Origin of the sequence: Citricoccus alkalitolerans (genome assembly GCF_039528175.1) — a bacterium.
GTDB lineage: Bacteria > Actinomycetota > Actinomycetes > Actinomycetales > Micrococcaceae > Citricoccus > Citricoccus alkalitolerans.
Genome location: NZ_BAAALH010000001.1, coordinates 1,050,003 through 1,066,013, shown reverse-complemented (window position 1 = coordinate 1,066,013; position 16,011 = coordinate 1,050,003). Strand labels below are relative to the sequence as shown.

Sequence of the window (16,011 nt, the reverse complement as noted above, 5' to 3'; positions counted from 1 at the left end):
CATAAGTGCATGACTGGTCTGCCGCGCGAAACCCGCCTTTATCCCGCCTTCTTCAACACGTTCTTCAAGGGCATGGACGCCGAGAAGGCGCATCACATGGGCTTCTCGATGATCCGTGCTGCGGAGTCCACCGGGGCCTCGGTGGCTCTGCGCCGGGCCACGCGGCCGGCGCAGGCACTGACAACCCGGGTGATGGGCCTGGACTTCCCCTCGCCGTTCGGGCTCGCGGCAGGCTTCGACAAGCAAGGCCTGGGCACGGCGGCCCTGGCAGACCTCGGCTTCGGACACATCGAAGTCGGCACCATCACCGGTGAGGCACAGCCGGGCAACCCCGCTCCGCGGCTGTTCCGTCTGGTCGAGGACAGGGCGCTGATCAATCGGATGGGTTTCAACAACGACGGCGCCCGCGCGGTGGCTCCGCGGCTGAAGGCCACCCGACAGACGCTGACCCGGCGTTTCGGCCGGCGTCGGCCGGTGCTTGGAGTGAACATCGGCAAGACGAAGACGGTGGCCCTCGAGGACGCGACACAGGACTACCTGGCCTCCACGTCCGCCCTGGCCGTCCACGCCGACTATCTCGTGGTCAACGTGTCCTCACCCAACACACCCGGACTTCGTCAGTTGCAGGACATCGAGGCGCTGGCACCGCTGCTGGTCGCAGTGCGCCAAGAGGCAAACCGGACCACGGGCCGTCACGTGCCGCTGGCCGTGAAGATCGCCCCGGACCTGGCCGACGAGGACGTGGACTCCGTGGCAGCGATGGCCGTGGATCTGGGCTTGGACGGAATCATCGCCACGAACACGACCATTGCCCGGGACGGTCTGGCGACGCCCGCCGCGGAAATCGAGACCATGGGGGCCGGGGGCCTGTCGGGGGCGCCGCTGAAGGAACGGTCTCTTGAGGTGCTGTCCAGGCTGCGCGGCGCGCTGCCGGAATCGGTGGCCCTGATCTCCGTGGGTGGGGTCACCACCGGTGCGGACGTCCGTGAGCGGCTCGAGCTGGGGGCGGACCTGGTGCAGGGTTACACCGCGTTCCTCTACGAGGGACCGTTCTGGGCGGCCCGGATCAACCGCGAGCTGGCGCGGTAGTCGCGGCCAGCCGGCGTGGATCAGTCGGGGAAGTGACCGCGCTTGGTCTGCGGCTTGGGCAGACGCAGCTTGCGAAGCTGCATGGCCCGCATGACGCCGTACCAGCGCACGCCGCGCTCGACCTCCCCGAACTTCTCCGCCAGACGTTTCTTCAACTGGAAGGAGATGAGGACGCCCTCCAGCACCACCAGCAGCACGATGGCCCAGAGGGAGAAGGTCAGCCAGATCTGCAGGTCGGACTGGGGCAGGAACGCCAGGAAGACGTATACCAGCACGATCACCATGAGCCATTCGCCCACGCCGGTGCGGGCGTCCACCCAATCACGCGCGTAGCGCTTCTGCGGGCCGCGGTCGCGCAGCGGCATGTTCCGGTCATCGCCGGTCTCCATGGCCACGCGCATCTTCTGGCGCTCGACCATCTCCGCATCGCGAGCGGCCTTGCGGGCCGCCTTGCGATCCTCCGGCACCAGCGGACGGCGGCGGGCGGCCTCCCGCTCCGCGCGCGTCGGCGTCGGTCCCTTCTTCGCCTGATGGCGCGCGGCCGTCTGCTCGGGGGTCTCGATCACGGGCGCCGACTCAGGGGCGGGGGTCTCGGTCTTCTTGCGTCCAAACACCCATCCATTCTAGGCGGAACCGAAGCCTCGCGGAGTCAATGCTGTGACCGCTGTCATCTCGCTAGGCTGGACCTTATGCCTGAGACGCCCCAGACACCGCCCGCCCTGCCCCTCGATCCCGAGACCATCGCGCGGATCACCGCTGCCGTGGAGGAGCGGCTGCCGCAGACGGTGGCCACGCTCAAGGAGCTCGTGGCCATCCCCGGTATCGCCTGGGACTCCTTCGACCGCGCCCCGCTCGAGCGCTCGGCCCAGGCCGTCGCCGCACTCATCCGGTCGCTGGGGCTGGAGGACGTGGAGATCCTGACGGAGACTCTGATGGAGTCGGACGGCACGGAACGCCCGGGGGGACCGGCCGTCGTCGCGCGCCGACCGGCCCAGCCGGGGAAGCCGACAGTGCTGCTCTACGCGCACCACGATGTCCAGCCGGTGGGGGAGCTGGCGCTCTGGGAGACTGAGCCGTTCACCGCCGTCGAGAAGGACGGCCGGCTCTTTGGCCGCGGGGCGGCTGATGACAAGGCCGGGATCATGGTGCACCTTGCCGCCCTGCAGGCCATGCTCGACGCCGGCGCCGACTCGGGCGTGGGCGTCACCTTCTTCATCGAAGGGGAGGAGGAGGCCGGCTCTCCGACCTTCCGGACCTTCCTCGAGCGACACCGGGAGAAGCTGGCCGCCGATGTCATCGTGGTGGCCGACTCCGCCAACTGGAGGGTCGGCGTCCCGGCGTTGACCACCTCATTGAGGGGCCTCGTGGATGGCACCATCGGCGTCCGGGTCCTGGACCACGCCGTCCACTCCGGCATGTTCGGTGGCCCGGTGCTCGACGCTCCGACCCTGCTGGCGCGCCTGATAGCGACCCTGCATGACGAGGAGGGGAATGTGGCCATCGCCGGCCTCGAGCAACAGCACCACTCGTCGATCGAGTACCCGGAGGCGGACTACCGCGCCGACTCCTCCCTGCTGGACTCCGTGCGGCTGGCCGGCACGGGATCCTTGGCCGACCGCCTGTGGAACAAGCCGGCCCTGAGCATTATCGGCACGGACGTGACCCGGCTGGACGTCGCGTCCAACACCCTGCAGCCCGAGGCGCGCGCGAAGTTCAGCCTGCGCCTGGGTCCCGGGATGGATCCGGTCACGGCGATGTCCGCAGTGCGTGCTCACGTGGAGTCGGTCCGGTCCACGGCACTGTTGGGCGCGGAAGTCGTCTTCGAACCCGGGGAGTCCGGACAGCCCTTCGCCACGGACACCTCCGCTCCTGCCGCCCGGACGATGATGGCGGCCCTCCGAGAGGCCTTCGGGTCCGAGCCGGTCGAGGCGGGCATGGGCGGGTCCATCCCGTTCACGGCCGACCTCGTGGAGATGTTCCCGGAGGCGACCCTGCTGATCACCGGCGTCGAGGACCCGGATTCCCGGGCTCATTCGGCCAATGAGTCCCTGCATCTGGGCGACTTCCGACACGCCGTACTGGCGGAGGCCCTGCTGTTGGCCGCCGTCGGCCACTGACCTAGACTCGGCAGATACCGAAGGTCTCGATCCGGTCGTCGGGAATGAACCGTCCGGACCGGGTGTTGGGACCGGGGAGAGTGGCCTCCGGGCCGCCCCACCGATCGGCTCGTTGCCGAGCCGGGGGAGCACGCACGCAGACGAAGGAGCGAGCATGAGCGTTTCCGCAGAATCCACCGAGACCGAGATCCCGACTGCCCAGCCGGCAGAAGGCCTGGACGCCCACGAGGTCCAGTTGAGTGATGTGGCCGCCGCCAAGGTGCGCACCCTGCTGGAGCAGGAGGGGCGCACCGATCTTCGTCTGCGCGTCGCCGTGCAGCCGGGCGGTTGCTCCGGACTGATCTACCAGCTCTACTTCGATGAGCGTGTGTTGGACGGCGACACATTGCGAGACTTCGACGGCGTCGAGGTCATCGTGGACAAGATGAGCGTCCCCTACCTCAGCGGCGCCTCGATCGATTTCGAGGACACCATCTCGAAGCAGGGCTTCACCATCGACAATCCGAACGCCGGCGGCTCCTGTGCCTGCGGTGATTCCTTCCACTAGGTCCTCAGGACCACGCGACGTCGGGCGTCCGAGCCAGGGATTGGCACGGATGCCCGACGTTTTTGCGTGTCATAGGGCAGACGACCAGGGCGGTAAGCTCTACAGTAGGTAGTAAACCTAGGGGTCCCCCTGTGGCTTGCCCGCTCCAGCTCTGACACTGACATTGTCCGGATGGAGTGCGGTCACAGGAGGCATTCGCACTCGAGATTGAAGAGGAAGGGCCGTCTGTGAGATCGCAGAATCAAGCCGGCAGCCGTGGTAGGCGTCTCCTGAAGGGGGGAGCGCTTGCCGTCATGGCAGCCATGGTCCTGTCCGGTTGTTCGGAGCAGGTTCAACGAGGATTCCTGCCCGGAACCCGAGAGACCACCAACCAGTCCGCCCAGTTGACCGACTTGTGGGTCAACTCCTGGATCGCCGCATTGATAGTCGGCGTCGCAACGTGGGGAATGATCCTGTGGTGCATGGTCGCCTACCGTCGGCGGAAGCATGACCGGGGATACCCCCGTCAGATGGCGTACAACGTCCCGATGGAGACGTTGTTCACCGTCGTGCCGATCATCACGGTACTGACCCTGTGGGGCTTCACCGACCGCGTTCAGCGTGAGGTCGACACCCCCGTGGAGGACTCCCCGCTGACCGTCGAGGCCTACGGCAAGCAGTGGGCCTGGGACTTCAACTACAGCTACGACGGCGAGGAGAAGCACTACCAGGGCGTCCAGGCGCAACTCGATGGCACCGAGGGTGTCGAAGAGACCCTGCCGACGCTGTACCTGCCGGTCGATGTTCCCGTCGAATTCGAGTTGAAGTCGCGTGACGTCATCCACTCATTCTGGGTTCCCGCCTTCCTGCGCAAGCTGGACATGGTCCCGGGCAAGACGAACTACATGTACCTGACTCCGACTGAAGAGGGCACCTTCCAGGGCAAGTGCGCGGAGCTCTGCGGTGAGTACCACTCCGAGATGCTCTTCAACGTCGAGGTCGTCTCCGAGCAGGAGTTCACCTCACAGCTGTCCCAGATGGAAGACGGCCATGTGGGCGACGAGTACAACCGCAACCCGAATGAGCACCCGGACGGCGCCCGGAACCAAGAAGTGCCCCGCCAGGGTGACGGAACCACCCGCGAGGATGCCGGCGGCCCGACCGGCGGCGAAGACTCGACGGGCGAGGGAGAGAACTGATGACCACTTACGAATACGCCACGGATGACGCCGCTGCGGCTCAGCCGCGGGTGGTGCCCGAGTCCAAGGGCAAGATCATCGTCAACTGGATCACCAGTACCGACCACAAGACCATCGGGTACATGTACCTGATCACCTCGTTCATATTCTTCTGCATCGGTGGCGTCATGGCGCTGTTGATCCGCGCCGAGCTCTTCGAACCGGGCATGCAGTTGCTGCAGACCAAGGAACAGTACAACCAGCTGTTCACCATGCACGGCACGATCATGTTGCTGATGTTCGCCACCCCACTGTTCATCGGCTTCGCCAACGTCATCATGCCGCTGCAGATTGGTGCACCCGATGTGTCGTTCCCGCGCCTGAACGCCCTCTCGTTCTGGTTCTTTCTGTTCGGGTCGACCATCGCCGTGGCTGGCTTCCTGACGCCGCAGGGCGCCGCGTCCTTCGGTTGGTTCGCCTATGCGCCGTTGTCCAACACCACGTATTCACCGGGTGTGGGCGGTGACCTCTGGGTCTTCGGACTGTTCCTGCAGGGCTTCGGCACCATCCTCGGTGGCGTCAACTTCATCACCACCATCCTGACCATGCGCGCCCCGGGCATGACCATGTGGCGCATGCCGATCTTCACCTGGAACACCCTGATTACCGCCATTCTCGTGATCATGGCGTTCCCCCCTCTTGCTTCGGCACTAGGTGCACTGGGCATGGACCGTCGTTTCGGTGGTCACATCTTCGATCCGGAGAATGGCGGCGCCATCCTGTGGCAACACCTCTTCTGGTTCTTCGGGCACCCCGAGGTCTACATCATCGCGTTGCCGTTCTTCGGCATCGTCTCCGAGATCATCCCCGTCTTCAGTCGCAAGCCGATCTTCGGCTACAAGACACTGGTCTTTGCCACCGTTTCGATCGCCGCCCTGTCCGTGACCGTGTGGGCACACCACATGTACGTCACCGGCTCCGTGCTGCTGCCGTTCTTCTCGCTGATGACCATGCTGATCGCCGTCCCTACGGGTGTGAAGTTCGTCAACTGGATCGGCACCATGTGGCGGGGGTCGATCACCTTCGAGAACCCGATGCTCTGGAGCCTCGGCTTCATGATCACCTTCCTCTTCGGTGGCCTGACCGGAATCATCCTGGCCTCGCCGCCGTTGGACTTCCACGTCTCTGACACCTACTTCGTGGTGGCTCACTTCCACTATGTCGTCTTCGGCACCGTGGTGTTCGCCATGTTCGCGGGCTTCTTCTTCTGGTGGCCCAAGTTCACCGGCAAGATGCTCAATGAGCGTCTGGGCAAGATCCAGTTCTGGATGCTGTTCATCGGCTTCCACGGAACCTTCCTGATCCAGCATTGGCTGGGTGTCATGGGTATGCCGCGCCGCTACGCCGACTACATGGTCGAGGACGGCTTCACCCTGATGAACCAGTTCTCCACGATCTTCTCCTTCGTCCTGGGCGCCTCGCTGATCCCGTTCTTCTGGAACGTCTACATCACGGCGCGCAAGGCCAAGAAGATCACCGTGGACGATCCCTGGGGCTTCGGTGGCTCCTTGGAGTGGGCGACGTCCTGCCCGCCGCCGCGCCACAACTTCCACTCCTTGCCGCGGATTCGTTCGGAGCGTCCGGCGCTGGACCTGCACCACCCCGAACTGTTGCCGACGTCTCCGCAGCATGAGCCCGAGGTCTTCGGAGAAAAGGCGGCTGCCAAGTGAGAACCAATGTCAAGCTGTTCACGCTCCTCGGAGTCTTCCTGATCGTCGTGGCCACGGTCTACGGCTTCTGGGTCCGGTGGACCGAGTGGGCCGGAATTCCCGCGCTCTACGCCGTGGCCGGACTCTCCCTGATGGTCGCCGTCTTCCTCTGGCTCACCGAGCGTAAGTTCGGCCAGGGGCCGGACGACGATGAGCACGGTGAGATCTCGCAGTACTCCGGCACCTACGGCAGCTTCGCTCCGTGGAGCTGGTGGCCGCTGGGCCTCGGCCTGGCGTGTGCCGCATTCGTGCTCGGTCTCGCCATCGATGCGTGGATCGCCTTCATCGGCGTCGGCGCGGGTATCTTCTTCCTGGTCGGTTGGGTCTTCGAGTATTCGAAGGGCGACCACGCGCACTGATACCGCGTGAATGCCAGGAGTAGCAGCGGCGGAGGCCGGGAAATCCCTTGCGGGTCTCCCGGCCTCCGCCGTTCTATCGTCCCCCGGGATCGGCGTGGCCAGAAAAAACAGCGTCCACGACGCCATAGATGCCCCTGAGCCGCGCCAGCAAGCACCGGAGGGGTGGGGACCCGATACGTTGTAACTGCTGAGGTAGGCGAAGACCGTCGGACAGGGTGTGGGTATCACACTCACCATCCTGACCACGGAGGTCGTCAAGGACGGTTAATCCGTGCCCTGGGCCGCAGAACGCTTCTACATCTCGCGGCCATGGCATACACATGGGCTCGTCGCCGCCGTGCCGGTGCACCTTGGATCGATCGATCGAGCCGTCCGGAACGCTCACCTCGGCGTCTTTCGCTGCGGCTGGAGCGGCGCCTCGTCGCACTGCAGCACCGACGGTGGGGCCCGCACCGGTTCGGCCAGCACTGGGGTGGTGTGCCCCGCTCGGCGGCCGGAAGGGTGCAGGCCCGGTACGGGTTGCCGTTGCTGGCGCATCTGGACCGGGCCACCGGGCTGCCGGTGGGCGATCGTTCCGACCATCTAGGAGTCCAGCGCCGCCCGAGCCGTCACTGGTCAGGACTGGATTCACCACGACAGCCACCACAGACGCCCGTACCGGCATGCAGGCAAGTCCCTTCAGCGCGCGTCCACGATCTCACAAGGTACCGCAAGCAGCCCTTGATCAGTGGGTTTGGCCGGGACCAGTCCAGGTGAACAACCGATGTGGTGGCGAGCGACTCATGCACGGGCATCACCCAGGCAACTGCGGCTGGGACGCGCCGTCGCCCTGACACGGAGGGACAGTCCGCACAGCAGAAGGGCCCCACCGTGGTGGGGCCCTTCTGCTGTGCGGATGCTCTCGATCAGCGACCGATGGAGGACGGGATGTCCTGGCCCTCCACGGCGCTCGGAACGTCTGAGTGATCGTGGGTCTTGGCCACAGCCAACTCCTCCCGGGTCACAGGCTCGACGCGCTCCTCGTAGAACCAGCGGTGGAACTTGGCCCGCTGCTTCTCTGTGGCCTTGATCTTGCCGTCCCGGCCCGGCTGAGCCGGAATGGGCTTCTTGTTCTCAAAGCTGACGAGCTTGTAGAGCCGGTAGTCGTCCAGGCGCTCATGGCGCTCACGGAACTCGCCCTCCGGTGTCATCTCGATGACACCGGCCTCGCGACCATGCAGCGCGATCTCACGGTCCTTGCGCTGCAGGGCGAGGCACACCCGCTTCGTGATGATGAAGCCGATGAACGGACCCACCACGAACAGTGCGCGGAGCCAGTACGCCACGTCGTTCAGCGAGACCGAGAAGTGCGTGGCGATCAGGTCCGAGGAGGCCGCAGCCCACATGACGCAGTACCAGACGACGCCGGCCACACCGACACCGGTGCGGGTCGGGGCGTTGCGCGGGCGGTCCAGGATGTGGTGCTCACGGTTGTCCTTGGTGACCCAACGCTCGATCCAGGGCCACCCGAACATGACGGCGAAGAGTATGCCGGCAGGAACCAGGGCCGGCAGCAGAACGCCGAGCGCGAGGGTATTGGTGCCCCACGGGAAGGGAATAACCCACTCGAAGGAGAAGTCACCCAGCCAGCCGGGCATCAGGCGCAGGGCACCATCGACGAAGCCGATGTACCAGTCCGGCTGGGTGCCTGCCTGGACGGGGGAGGGATCGTACGGACCGTAGTGCCAGATCGCGTTGATGGTGAACATGGAGGCGAGCAAGGCCACGACGCCGAACACGATGAAGAAGAAGCCGCCGGCCTTGGCCGCGTATACCGGGCCGACCGGGTAGCCAACCACATTGTTCTCCGTGCGTCCGGGACCGGGGTACTGGGTGTGCTTGTGCACGACGACCATGAACAGGTGCATCACGATCAACAGCAGGATCAGGGCCGGAACCACGAGCACGTGCAGGATGTAGAGGCGCCCGATGATGTCGTCGCCCGGGAACTCGCCACCGAAGAGGAAGAACGAGATGTAGGTACCGATCAACGGGATGGCCTTCACCACGCCGTCGATGATACGCAGGCCGTTGCCGGACAGCACATCATCGGGGAGTGAGTAGCCGGTGAAACCGGCGGCCATACCGAGGATGAGCAGCACGCACCCGACGAGCCAATTCAATTCGCGGGGACGCCGGAAGGCACCGGTGAAGAACACGCGGAGCATGTGCACTGACATGGCGGCCACGAACAGCAGGGCCGCCCAGTGGTGCACCTGGCGCATGAACAGGCCGCCACGGATGTCGAAGGAGATGTCGAGGGACGAGGCGTAGGCCACGGACATCTCCACGCCGTAGAGAGGCTTGTAGGAGCCCTCGTACGTGGTGTGCGCCATCGACGGGTCGAAGAAGAACGTCAGGAAGGTTCCCGACATCAACAGGATGACGAAGGTGTAAAGGGCGACTTCACCGAACATGAAGGACCAGTGGTCCGGGAAGATCTTCCGGCCGAACTCCTTCACTATCGGGGACAACCCGGCACGGGTGTCCATGAAGTTCGCGATCTTCCCCGTGGGGGTCGAAGCCTGGTACTCGGTGGTGGTAGAGGTGTTCATGAGTATCAGCCACGCTCCCAGTAGGCCGGTCCAACGGGCTCATGGAAGTCGCTTTGGGCGACTAGGAAGCCCTCTTCATTTACTCTGATCGGCAGCTGCGGCAGTGCGTGGCCGGCCGGGCCGAAGATCACCTTGCACTCCTGCGTCAGGTCGAATGTCGACTGGTGGCAGGGGCACAGCAGGTGGTGCGTGTGCTGTTCGTACAGCGCGACGGGGCACCCGACGTGCGTGCAGACCTTGGAGTAGGCCACGATGCCGTCGACATTCCAGTCCTCGCGTTCCGGGGAGACCTGCATGGACTCGGGATTGAGTCGCATGAGCAGCACCACGGCCTTGGCCTTCTGGTTGAGCATCTCGTGCGGGGGAAGCTCGTTGAGGCCCTCGGGGATCACGTGGAAGGCGGAGCCCATGGTGACGTCGGAGGCCTTGATCGGTGTACCGGTGGGGTCGCGCACGAGGCGGACATCTGTGGCCCACATGGTGTGACGCAGGCGCTCCGGCCCGAAGTTCTCGGCAGCCAGATCGCTCCGGTTGTCCGTGTCGTCCAAGTCTCTGAATATCGCGATCGCGGGCAGGACGGCGAGGATGCCGGCGCCGATCAGAGTGTTGCGCAGCAGGGGGCGGCGCTTCACCTGGGTCTCGTCGATGATGTCCTCGATCATGCCGACGGCCACCTGGCGGTCAGCCTCGGTGCGGACCTCGTGACGCAGCTCGGTGGTCTCGTGATCCGGCATCAGGGTCTTGGCCCAGTGGACGATGCCCACGCCGATGCCCAGCATGGCGAAGGCGGTGCCGAGGCCGAGGAGCAGGTTCTGGAGACGCACGGTGGTGATCGGCGTGTCCGGTCCGATCTGACCGACCACGAAGTAGCCCACGAAGAACAGGAGCGTTCCCACGATGGAGAGTCCGAAGAGGAACGCGACCTGGCGCTCGGCTCGCTTGGCGGCCTTCGGGTCCTCGTCCGCCAGACGCGGCCGGTGCGGCGGGAGGCCGGGGTTGTCGATGGCGTACTTGCCCGACTCCTCCACACCGGCATGCTCAACGGCGCCCGTGTGGTCCGGGCCTCCGTGGCTTTGGTCAGACATAGATCTGAATCCTTTACTTGAGTGATGGTGACGTTGTGTGCGGCTGGCGCCCCCACGGCGCCGTCAGGTCAGGAGGACCGTGAGGTCAGCCAGACCATGAAGCCGATGAGAACCGCAAGGCCTCCGGTCCAGGCCAGAAGGCCTTCGGACACAGGTCCCAGTGAGCCAAGCGAGGCACCGCCGGGGGAACCCTGGCTCTCGATCTGCTTGAGGAACGCGATGATGTCCCGCTTGTCCTCCGGCTTGATGTTGGCGTCGCTGAAGACCGGCATGTTCTGGGGGCCGGTCAACATGGCCTCGTAGATGTGCTGCTCGGAGACGCCGGCCAGTGCCGGGGCGTACTTGCCACGCGTCAGGGCACCCCCGGCGGCAGCGGCGTTGTGGCACATGGCACAGTTCACGCGGAATAGCGTGCCGCCGTTGCCGAGGTCCACGTCTTCGTGGTCGGCGTCCAGGTACTGCTCGTCCGGGATAGCCGGCCCGGCACCGAGGGAGGCGACGTAGGCGGCCAATTGGGCGGTCTGTTCGTCACTGAACTGATTCGGCTTGGCCTGGGCCTGGGGCCCCTGCATCTGCATCGGCATACGGCCGGTGCCGACCTGGAAGTTCACGGAAGCGGCTCCGACACCGACCAGGGTCGGCCCGTCCTCGGTGCCGACCGCTCCGGCACCGTGGCAGGTGGCGCAGTTGGCGTTGAACAGCTTCTCGCCCTCAGTGATGTCCTCTGCGCTGTAGCTCGAACCCGTGTTGGAGGCCTCGGCCTGGTTCATGGTGCTGGCGACGGAGTACAGGCCGCCGGTGATGAGAAGTCCCAGAAGCAGCAGCGCGATCCCGGCGATGGGGTGGCGCCGTTTCTGTGAGATTGCCTTCACGGTTGGTTCCTAACGTTTCTTTTGTGACCGGAGGAGGGTGACGTTCCGAATCCGGTCTACCTCGGTGTGGTGCGGGTGGGCCGGGAGGACGGCCTGGCCTATTTCAGGAAGTAGACGATGGCGAAGAGCGCGATCCAGACGACATCGACGAAGTGCCAGTAGTAAGAGACGACGATCGCCGAAGTCGCCTCGTGGTGACCGAAGCGCTTGGCCAGGTAGGCGCGTCCGATGATGAAGAGGAAGGCGATGAGTCCGCCGGTCACGTGGATGGCGTGGAATCCGGTGGTGATGTAGAAGGCTGATCCGTACGCATTGGCGTCGATCGTGATGCCGTGGGAGACGAGCACCGCGTACTCGTAGCACTGCACTGAGACGAAGATCGCACCCATGATGAAGGTCAGGATGAACCACTCGACCATGCCCCAGCTCTTGAGCGCGAGCGGACCCCCGGTGCGGCGCGGCTGAAGGCGCTCGGCAGCGAATACGCCTGCCTGGGCCGTGAAGGAACTGGCCACGAGGATCAGGGTGTTCACGAATGCCAGGGGCACGTTCAGGGTCGCAGTACTCTCGGCCCACAACTCGGGTGAGGTGGACTTCAGAGTGAAGTACATGGCGAAGAGGCCGCCGAAGAACATGAGCTCGCTGGAAAGCCAGACCATGGTGCCCACTTGCACCATATTGGGTCGGCTGGGGAGCCCTGTCGCGGGCCGGGGGAGGGCATGGGTTGCAGTCGTCACCCAGCCATTATGGCCCTAAAACACCCCACGGCTCCAATGCGACGAACGTTTCGGCGTTTCTCGTTCTTCCCGTGTCGATCGTTTTCCCACCCACTTGGCCCGGAATGTCCAGCAATTTCGCAGGTTCGCAGATCAGTCGGTGAATCAGCCCTGGCCCGCCATGAGGTCACGAGTCACGAGTATGTCGTCCTGCGGCCCGCCTGGGAAGAGGGGCGGGACAACAATGTGTGTCCATGACCTCGGTCTCCCTCATCGGCCGCCCGCAACTGAGAGTATGAGCCGTACCATGGCGCCTGCAATAGACGGACGCACGCTTCGGTGGCCTCCAGCCGCAGGGATAGCATGATTCTCGTGAGTACTTCGTCGACTGCATCCCTGTCCTGGCCCTTCGTCTTCGGGCGACTGGTGTCCCGTCAGGATCTCTCCACCGACGAGGCTATGTGGGCGATGCGGGAGATCATGTCCGGCAACGCCACGGACGCGCAGATCGCCGGGTTCCTGGTGGCCCTCGCCGCCAAGGGGGAGACGGTCGGTGAACTGCTGGGCCTGACGCAGGTCATGCTGGAGAATGCGGTGCATCTTGAGGTCCCGGGGGAGACCTTGGACATCGTGGGCACGGGCGGGGACAAGCTCGGAACGGTCAACATCTCCACCATGTCGTCACTGGTGGCTGTGGGCGCGGGGGCAACGGTCGTGAAGCACGGCAACCGTGGTGCTTCCTCCACGGCGGGCGCTGCGGACGTGATCGAGGCGCTCGGGGTCGACCTGTCCATGTCAGTGGACAAGGTGCTCGAGTGTGCCACGACGTCGGGGATCACCTTCCTGTTCGCGCAGGGGTATCACCCGTCCATGAAGTATGTGGCCCCGGCACGCAAGCAGCTGGGCGTGCCGACCGTCTTCAACTACCTCGGACCGCTGACCAATCCCTCTGGCGTGCGTGCGCAGGCGCTGGGGTGCGCCAGCGCCCGTATGGCGCCGCTGCTGGCCGGTGTGCTGGCGGACCGTGGACTGCGTGGACTTGTCTTCCGCGGCAGTGATGGCCGCGACAAGATCACCACGTCCGGTCCCTCCGCGATCTTCGAGATTCGCGAGGGTCTCGTGACCGAGCATGAACTCAATCCGCAGGACTTCGGGATCGACCTGGCGGACGTCGAGGCGCTGGCCGGCAGGGATGGCCAGCACAACGCCCGTATCGTGCGTGATTTGCTGGCGGGCCAGCGGGGCCCGGTCCGCGACGCTGTGCTGCTGAACGCGGCCGCTGGACTCACGGCCTTCGATACCTCGGCGGAGGGGCATCTCTTCGACCGGATCAAGGCGAACATGGTGCGGGCGGCCGAATCGATCGATTCCGGCGCCGCCCAGGACACGCTGGATTCCTGGGTGCGGGTCTCGCATTCGTGAGCCGGGTCATCGAGGTGGCCCCGCCGCACCTCGGCGGCACCCGGTTCGCCGGACGCTGTAGACGCTCGTCCTGTCCGGCTGTGAGCTGCTACTGCTCGATGTTCTCGAAGCCGAGGGCGAATCCCTCTTCCAGATCATGGCGTGAGTACGCGCGGAAGGCGAGCATGGTCTCGGTGTCCCGGACGCCCTCCACCTTGGACATCTGGTCCGCGATGACGTCGGCCAAATCCTCGTATCGGCGCAATCGGACCATGGCCACGAGGTCCCAGTTCCCGGTCACCGAATAGACGGACGTCACGCCATTGAGGTCGGACAGCTGTTCCGCACACTCTGGGATTCGGTCCGGGTCGGTCTTGATCATGACGAAGGCTGTCACCATCGTGGTTCCTCCTGGGTGCTTCTCTTGGTCTCGTCTGGTCTCGATGCCATCCTAGGACCGGCGTCGACGTCGTGACCGCAGGATAAGCGCGGTGACGGCGCGGCGGCCTAGGACGAGCACGGCCAGGGAACCTGCCGCCACCCACTGGAACGCCGGGGCGGCCGTGCCGCCGAAGGCCACCCGCAGGGCGAGGCCGCCCGCCGCAGTCACCAACCACACCACGACGCCGGCCGGCCAGATCTGCGCCCAGGTGCGGTGCGGGCGGGTGAATGCGGTGGCGATGGCCCAGGCCAGCAAGAAGGGAAGCGCGGTGAAGAGAAGGCCGCCGACGTCCGCGCCGGACTCGTGCGTCTTGCGCCCCAGCGCGGCGAAGAGCACGATCAACACTGCGTCCAGTGACAAGGTCATCCACATCCAACGCGAGGTCCGGGTGTGCGCGTGCAGCGTCGTCCGTGCATCGGTCGGCGGTGGGGTCTCGGAAGAAGCGGGCATCCCTCCACCCTAGACGCCCCCTCGATAACAATATTCAATCCTTGTTCGCGAGCATACCAACCGCTAGGATTGTGAAATGTTCGTCATGACAATGGATCAGCGTGCTTCCAGCCGGGGCCCGGATCGGGTGGCCGCCCTCATCGAGGGCCTCATTGACCAGGAGGAGAACGAGTCCAGCCGTGGCATCGTCCGCCCGTTTCAGCGCACGGCGGGAGACGAGGTGCAGGGCGTGGTGGATCGGGCCGAGATCGTGGTGGGCATCGCCCTCTCGGCGGCGCGGTCCGGTCATTGGAGCGTGGGAATCGGGGTCGGCCAGGTGCGCCAGCCCCTGCCTGCGGAGACCCGTGCCGGCGCCGGACCCGCCTTCGAGTACGCCCGCATCGCCGTCGAACGAGCCAAGCATTCACCCGGCCGGGTGGCCGTGGCCGGTCCGGTCACGCCAGGTGGCCCCACTGACTCCACCGACTCGACCGGTTCGGCTGGATCTCGCACCGCGGCTGCTGGCGGGAACGAGGTGGCCGAGCTGCTGGAGGGAATCGAGGCGGGCCTGCAGTTGCTGGCAGAACTCGAACATCGGCGCAGCGAGGAAGGCCAGGATGCTGGCCGGCTGGTGGACGCCGGCAAGACTCAACGCGAGGCCGCTCATGCGTTGGGTGTCACCCAGCAGGCGGTGAGTTCGCGCCTGCGCACGGGACTGTGGGGTGAGTCCCGACGCCTGGCGGCCGTGGTCTCTGGCATGCTGGAGCGCGTTGACCGGCTGGTCGATGGCGGAGGTGGACCAGGGGGACAGGGATGACAGGCTTAGCCGCGGTGTCAGTGGCGCTGCTGGTGGTGTCCGGCCTGATCGGAGTGCCCCAGTATTCCGAGCGATGGCGAGGGACGCCGAACCGTCCACAGGTCTGGTTGTACAGCTCTGCGGTGATCCAGATCATCCTGCTGGGTGCGGCAGCCGTGGTGGCGCTGCTGTCCGGCGGGGGAGCGGGGTGGGCCGTCTCCGGGCCTTTGGCCGTTCTGGCGGCGACGGTGGGTGGGGGTTCTCCCACGGTGGCGGTCTTGCGGCTGTCCTTCAACTCGTCCCACCCGGAGCACCAGCGGGTCCTGACAGGACCAGAGGGCGAGAAGGTCTTCAACGAGGAGATCAACGCACAGCCCGTCTTGCGAGGCGGGGCCTGGATCGGTGTCCTCGAGCGATTGGCCGTGGCCTCAACGCTGATCATGGGCTGGCCCGAAGGACTGGCGATCATTCTGGCGGTCAAGGCGCTGGGCCGGTATTCGGAACTGGGAAAGTCCGGCGCCGCTGAACGGTTCATCCTCGGGACCTTCGCGAGCCAGCTGTGGGCGTGCGCCTGTGTGGGCGTGGCTGTTCTGCTGGCCTGATGCCCTGAGATCCCACGGGGCTCACGATGAGGGGGG

At 65.4% G+C, this 16,011-nt stretch carries 16 protein-coding genes; 9 read left to right on the top strand and 7 right to left on the bottom strand.

The window, feature by feature from the left end:
• Positions 1–9: 9 nt before the first annotated feature.
• Positions 10–1,089, top strand: a complete 1,080-nt coding sequence (locus ABD134_RS04765) for a quinone-dependent dihydroorotate dehydrogenase (protein WP_344227140.1) — start codon at positions 10–12, stop codon at positions 1,087–1,089.
• Positions 1,090–1,109: 20 nt separating this feature from the next.
• On the opposite strand, the gene ABD134_RS04760 is transcribed toward ABD134_RS04765, so the two are convergent.
• Positions 1,110–1,703, bottom strand: a complete 594-nt coding sequence (locus tag ABD134_RS04760; RefSeq protein WP_344227138.1) for a DUF3043 domain-containing protein — start codon at positions 1,701–1,703, stop codon at positions 1,110–1,112.
• Between the two features lie 75 nt (positions 1,704–1,778).
• Here ABD134_RS04760 and ABD134_RS04755 point away from each other — a divergent pair, with 75 nt between their 5' ends.
• The 5 genes from ABD134_RS04755 (at position 1,779) to ABD134_RS04735 (ending at position 7,038) form a co-directional block, all read left to right on the top strand.
• Complete coding sequence (locus tag ABD134_RS04755; protein ID WP_344227136.1) at positions 1,779–3,206, top strand: dipeptidase; 1,428 nt, start codon at positions 1,779–1,781, stop codon at positions 3,204–3,206.
• Between the two features lie 154 nt (positions 3,207–3,360).
• Complete coding sequence (locus ABD134_RS04750) at positions 3,361–3,753, top strand: HesB/IscA family protein (RefSeq protein WP_344227134.1); 393 nt, start codon at positions 3,361–3,363, stop codon at positions 3,751–3,753.
• A gap of 227 nt (positions 3,754–3,980) precedes the next feature.
• The gene (gene ctaC / locus ABD134_RS04745) at positions 3,981–4,931 is read left to right on the top strand and encodes an aa3-type cytochrome oxidase subunit II (RefSeq protein WP_465251318.1); all 951 of its coding nucleotides are present in this window, start codon (positions 3,981–3,983) and stop codon (positions 4,929–4,931) included.
• Positions 4,931–6,640, top strand: a complete 1,710-nt coding sequence (ctaD, locus tag ABD134_RS04740) for an aa3-type cytochrome oxidase subunit I (RefSeq protein WP_344227132.1) — start codon at positions 4,931–4,933, stop codon at positions 6,638–6,640. The genes ctaC and ctaD overlap by 1 nt, the downstream gene beginning before the upstream one ends.
• Positions 6,637–7,038 (top strand): cytochrome c oxidase subunit 4, encoded by a 402-nt coding sequence (locus tag ABD134_RS04735; protein WP_344227130.1) that lies wholly within the window; start codon positions 6,637–6,639, stop codon positions 7,036–7,038. Before ctaD ends, ABD134_RS04735 begins: the two co-directional genes overlap by 4 nt.
• Before the next feature lie 905 nt (positions 7,039–7,943).
• Here the strand turns inward: ABD134_RS04735 and qcrB are convergent.
• From qcrB to ctaE, 4 genes are all read right to left on the bottom strand, one after another.
• Entirely contained in the window at positions 7,944–9,632 is a 1,689-nt protein-coding gene (qcrB, locus tag ABD134_RS04730) for a cytochrome bc1 complex cytochrome b subunit (protein ID WP_344227128.1), read from the bottom strand.
• A 5-nt stretch (positions 9,633–9,637) separates the two neighbouring features.
• Complete coding sequence (gene qcrA, locus ABD134_RS04725) at positions 9,638–10,717, bottom strand: cytochrome bc1 complex Rieske iron-sulfur subunit (RefSeq protein ID WP_378108346.1); 1,080 nt, start codon at positions 10,715–10,717, stop codon at positions 9,638–9,640.
• 68 nt (positions 10,718–10,785) lie between these two features.
• The gene (qcrC, locus tag ABD134_RS04720) at positions 10,786–11,589 is read right to left on the bottom strand and encodes a cytochrome bc1 complex diheme cytochrome c subunit (RefSeq protein WP_344227126.1); all 804 of its coding nucleotides are present in this window, start codon (positions 11,587–11,589) and stop codon (positions 10,786–10,788) included.
• 98 nt (positions 11,590–11,687) lie between these two features.
• Positions 11,688–12,326 carry an aa3-type cytochrome oxidase subunit III gene (gene ctaE / locus ABD134_RS04715; RefSeq protein WP_378108347.1) on the bottom strand — a complete coding sequence of 213 codons (639 nt, stop codon included), beginning with the start codon at positions 12,324–12,326 and terminating at the stop codon, positions 11,688–11,690.
• A 342-nt stretch (positions 12,327–12,668) separates the two neighbouring features.
• Between ctaE and trpD the strand changes: the two genes are divergently transcribed.
• Positions 12,669–13,727 carry an anthranilate phosphoribosyltransferase gene (gene trpD / locus ABD134_RS04710; protein ID WP_344227125.1) on the top strand — a complete coding sequence of 353 codons (1,059 nt, stop codon included), beginning with the start codon at positions 12,669–12,671 and terminating at the stop codon, positions 13,725–13,727.
• Between the two features lie 88 nt (positions 13,728–13,815).
• On the opposite strand, the gene ABD134_RS04705 is transcribed toward trpD, so the two are convergent.
• A complete protein-coding gene (locus tag ABD134_RS04705; protein WP_344227123.1) occupies positions 13,816–14,106 on the bottom strand; it encodes an Lrp/AsnC family transcriptional regulator in 291 nt (96 codons plus the stop codon).
• A gap of 51 nt (positions 14,107–14,157) precedes the next feature.
• Positions 14,158–14,598: a DUF3054 domain-containing protein gene (locus tag ABD134_RS04700; protein WP_344227121.1), complete on the bottom strand. Its 441-nt coding sequence runs from the start codon at positions 14,596–14,598 to the stop codon at positions 14,158–14,160.
• Positions 14,599–14,674: 76 nt separating this feature from the next.
• Here ABD134_RS04700 and ABD134_RS04695 point away from each other — a divergent pair, with 76 nt between their 5' ends.
• Positions 14,675–15,394 carry a hypothetical protein gene (locus tag ABD134_RS04695; protein WP_344227119.1) on the top strand — a complete coding sequence of 240 codons (720 nt, stop codon included), beginning with the start codon at positions 14,675–14,677 and terminating at the stop codon, positions 15,392–15,394.
• Positions 15,391–15,975: a hypothetical protein gene (locus tag ABD134_RS04690; RefSeq protein WP_344227117.1), complete on the top strand. Its 585-nt coding sequence runs from the start codon at positions 15,391–15,393 to the stop codon at positions 15,973–15,975. The genes ABD134_RS04695 and ABD134_RS04690 overlap by 4 nt, the downstream gene beginning before the upstream one ends.
• Positions 15,976–16,011: the final 36 nt, after the last annotated feature.